This window comes from Dietzia sp. CW19 (genome assembly GCF_014145265.1).
Lineage (GTDB): Bacteria > Actinomycetota > Actinomycetes > Mycobacteriales > Mycobacteriaceae > Dietzia > Dietzia natronolimnaea.
This window is the reverse complement of sequence record NZ_JAALEE010000459.1, coordinates 662-4,776: the sequence shown is the minus strand read 5'-3', so window position 1 is coordinate 4,776 and position 4,115 is coordinate 662. Positions and strand designations below refer to the sequence as shown.

General features: G+C 71.8%; 3 protein-coding genes and 1 pseudogene. 2 read left to right on the top strand and 2 right to left on the bottom strand.

The genetic code is table 11. From position 1 onward, the window contains the following. Positions 1–223 precede the first annotated feature (223 nt). Together purF and purM are read left to right on the top strand one after the other, a co-directional pair. Positions 224–1,873 (top strand): amidophosphoribosyltransferase, encoded by a 1,650-nt coding sequence (gene purF, locus G6021_RS13225; RefSeq protein ID WP_182616724.1) that lies wholly within the window; start codon positions 224–226, stop codon positions 1,871–1,873. Positions 1,874–1,913: 40 nt separating this feature from the next. Then, positions 1,914–2,999 carry a phosphoribosylformylglycinamidine cyclo-ligase gene (gene purM / locus G6021_RS13220; RefSeq protein WP_179524614.1) on the top strand — a complete coding sequence of 362 codons (1,086 nt, stop codon included), beginning with the start codon at positions 1,914–1,916 and terminating at the stop codon, positions 2,997–2,999. A gap of 88 nt (positions 3,000–3,087) precedes the next feature. Here purM and G6021_RS13215 read toward each other — a convergent pair whose 3' ends face one another. Next, positions 3,088–3,291: a DUF3073 domain-containing protein gene (locus tag G6021_RS13215; protein WP_179524615.1), complete on the bottom strand. Its 204-nt coding sequence runs from the start codon at positions 3,289–3,291 to the stop codon at positions 3,088–3,090. A gap of 132 nt (positions 3,292–3,423) precedes the next feature. After that, positions 3,424–4,115 (bottom strand): annotated as a pseudogene (locus G6021_RS17415) (folate-binding protein); the annotation flags it as partial.

Sequence of the window (4,115 nt, the reverse complement as noted above, 5' to 3'; positions counted from 1 at the left end):
GGGGCGGGTCCGGGCGTCGGGGACCCGGGCCGACGAGGTCGCGGCGGGGCTGCCGGTGGTGCGTCCCGGCTGAGCGTTCGGCGACCCGGGCGGGTCCGGACGACCTGCGCATGAGAAGGGGCCCCACCCGCGGGACGGGGACACGGGACTGGGGTCACGGGGGTCGGGGAACGTACACTCGAACAGCACCGCCGGGGTCCGTCCGGGCGGACCGCCCCGAAACATGAGGGAGCACCACCAGGTGGAGAGCACGTCGTCACGTCCGGCCCCGTCCGGATCACTCCGCCGCACCAGTGGCCGCGCCGCCGTCGGTCTGGGTCTGCCCGACCCGTCCGTTCCCGGCCCGACCGGCCTGCCGATCGACACCGAGCGCATCGGTCCGGTCGAGGAGTGCGGTGTCTTCGGTGTCTGGGCTCCCGGCGAGGACGTCGCCAAGCTCACCTACTACGGCCTGTACGCGCTGCAGCACCGCGGCCAGGAGGCCGCCGGCATCGCCGTCGCGGACGGCGAGCAGGTGCTCGTCTACAAGGATCTCGGACTGGTGAGCCAGGTCTTCGACGAGAAGACCCTCGAGTCGATGAGCGGACACGTGGCGATCGGCCACTGCCGGTACTCCACGACCGGCGCCGCGTCCTGGGACAACGCGCAGCCCATGTTCAGGCCCACCACCGGCGGGGGGTCCGTGGTGCTGGGGCACAACGGCAACCTGGTCAACACGCAGGAACTCAAGCGCTACGCCACCACGATCGGCATCCGGGGTTACACCGAGAACAGCACCCACTCGGACTCGGACATCGTCTCCACCCTCCTCGCCCACGAGGCGGGTGACGGGGGCCTCGAGGAGGCGGCGGCCCGCCTGCTGCCGCGCCTGCGCGGCGCCTACTGCCTGACGTTCTCCGACGAGAACACGCTGTACGCCGCCAGGGATCCGCACGGGGTGCGCCCGCTCGCGCTCGGACGGCTCGAGAGGGGCTGGGTGGTCTCGTCCGAGACGTCGGCCCTGGACATCGTCGGGGCGTCGTTCGTCCGCGACATCGAGCCCGGTGAGCTGATCGCCATCGACGCCGACGGCGTCCGGTCGCGCAAGCTCTCCGAGCCCACCCCCAAGGCGTGCGTCTTCGAGTACGTGTACCTGGCGCGTCCCGACTCGGTGATCAACCAGCGGCTGGTCAACTCCGCCCGCGTGGAGATCGGCCGCAAACTGGCGGTCGAGCACCCCGTCGAGGGGGACCTGGTGATCCCGGTGCCGGAATCGGGGACACCGGCCGCCGTGGGCTACGCCCAGGGGTCCGGGATCCCCTTCGCCCAGGGGTTGACCAAGAACGCCTACGTCGGCCGTACGTTCATCCAGCCCAGCCAGACGATCCGGCAGCTCGGCATCCGGCTCAAGCTCAACCCGCTGCGCGAGGTCATCCAGGGGAAGAAGCTGGTGGTGGTGGACGACTCGATCGTCCGCGGCAACACCCAACGGGCCCTGATCCGGATGCTGCGGGAGGCCGGCGCCCTCGAGGTCCACGTCCGTATCGCCTCCCCGCCGGTCCGCTGGCCGTGCTTCTACGGCATCGACTTCGCCAGCCCCGCCGAACTGATCGCCAACGGGGTCGACGCCACCGACGGGATGCTCGAGGGCGTCCGCAGGGCGATCGGGGCGGACACCCTCGGGTACATCTCGGTGGACGGGATGATCTCGGCCACCGGGCAGCCGCGGGACGAGTTGTGCGCCGCGTGCTTCGACGGCCACTACCCCATCCCGCTCCCGGACGACTCGCCGATGAGCGCGGCCGTCCTGGCACTGGCCGCCCAGGTCGACGGTGAGATACCCGATCGGCACCTGGTCCTGCACGACAACGCGGACGCCGTCCGCCGACCCTGACCGGGCGCCCGACCACGGGCGCCGATGAGGAGAACCGAAGATGACCGAGAACCCCCACCCCGCGAGCGGCGCCTCGTACGCCGCCGCCGGAGTCGACATCGACGCCGGCGAGCGCGCCGTCGAGCTGTTCGCGCCCCACGCCAAGCGCGCGACCCGGCCGGAGGTGATGGGTGGCCTCGGGGGCTTCGCCGGGCTGTTCTCCCTGAAGAACTCCTACCGTCAACCGCTCCTGGCCTCGTCGACGGACGGCGTCGGGACCAAGATCGCGGTGGCGCAGGCCATGGACGTCCACAACACGGTGGGCATCGACCTCGTGGCCATGGTGGTGGACGACCTGGTGGTGTGCGGGGCCGAGCCGCTGTTCCTCCAGGACTACATCGCGATCGGCAAGGTCGTGCCGGAACACGTGGCCGACATCGTCGAGGGGATCGCCGAGGGCTGCGTCCGGGCCGGTTGCGCGCTGCTGGGCGGCGAGACCGCCGAGCACCCGGGACTGATGGCCCCCGGCGAGTACGACATCTCGGGCACCGGGGTCGGGATCGTCGAGTCCGACGAGGTCCTCAAGGCGGAGAACGTCCGCCCCGGCGACGTGATCGTGGGGATGGCGTCCTCGGGCCTGCATTCCAACGGGTACTCGCTGGCCCGGCACGTACTGCTGGAACTCGCCCGCCTCCCGCTGGAGGGGCACGTAGAGGAGTTCGGTCGCACCCTGGGTGAGGAACTCCTCGAGCCCACCCGCATCTACGCCCTGGACTGCCTGAGCCTCATCGCCGAGACCGACGTCCGGGTGTTCAGCCACGTCACCGGTGGAGGCCTGGCGGAGAATCTCGCGCGGGTCATGCCGCGCGGACTGGTCGCGCGTCTCGACCGTGGCCGCTGGCCCGTGCCCGCCGTGTTCGGCACGATCGCCCACCACGGCCGTGTCGAGCAGGCCGAGATGGAGCGGACGTTCAACATGGGGGTCGGGATGATCGCCGTGCTCCCGGCCGAGGACGTGGACCGCGCGCAGGCGGTGCTCACCGCCCGGCACGTGGACAACTGGGTGATCGGACACGTGGACAAGGCCGGGGAGGTCGCCGCGGACGGACCGCGCGTCGTCCTCGAGGGATCACACGCCCGCTTCTAGCCGGGCGGCGCACCCCGCCACACGAACGTGGGCCGGGCATCCTCGCTGGATGCCCGGCCCACGTGTAGGCGGCGGTCGGGGAGTGCGGTCAGAACCTGCTGTCGCCGTCGGACCACGACCCGTACGGGTCGTCGTCCTCCTCGGCACCGGGCCGATCGGTGCTGAGGCGTGTGGTGGGCGCGCCACCACCGGCCAACTCCGCCTGGAGACGTTCTAGGTCCGTCTGCGGAGTGTTGTACTTGAGTTCGCGAGCGACCTTGGTCTGCTTCGCCTTCGCGCGGCCTCGGCCCATTGACCTGACCCCCTCGGAAACGGTGCTGGGCCACCTCGGGGGTGCCCATCAATGTGAGTATCTGCCTGTCCACAGGATAGCGTGCCCGGCGCGGAATGTCCGCCCGGGTGTCGTGGGGGCCACCTCGGGCTCCTACGCCTGGCCGCGCAGCCTGCGGATCGCCTCACGTCCGGCCTGCGGGCCGGAGTCGTGCGGGACGGAGTCGGGATCGATGGCGGCGGAGACCCCGTCCACCTCGAGAACGGTGTCGGACGGCACCGACCGCTTGAGCAGGGCGAGCGCCACCGGGCCGTACTCGTGGTGCTGGACGACGGTCCCCACGCGCCCCACGGTGCGGCCACCGGCGAGGACCTCGGCGCCGGGGGAGAGCGACTGGTCGCCGCCGGAGCCGTCCAGGTGCAGACGCACGAGGACCCGGGGGGACTTGCCGAGGTTGTGGACGCGGGAGACCGTCTCCTGGCCACGGTAGCACCCCTTGTCCAGGTGGACCGCGCCGCGCTGCGCCACCTCGCCGATCCACGTGGGGATCTCGTGGGGGATGGTCTTCTCGTCGGTGTCCACGCCGAGTCGCGCCCGGAGCGGGTCCGTCTCCACCGCGCGGAGGGCCTCGAACGCCCACGAGCCCGCCGGACGGGCGCCGGCCCGGACCGCCGCGTCGAACCATCCGGTCAGCCCGGCCCGGGGGACGAGGAGATCGACCGAGCCCGCCAACGGCCACGGCATCCGACGTGCGATCCCGCCCCCCGGCAGAGGGACGCTCGCGTAGTCGCCGACGGGGAGCTCCACCATGGTCCCGTCCGGAGCGGTGAGGGCACCGGGGAGCC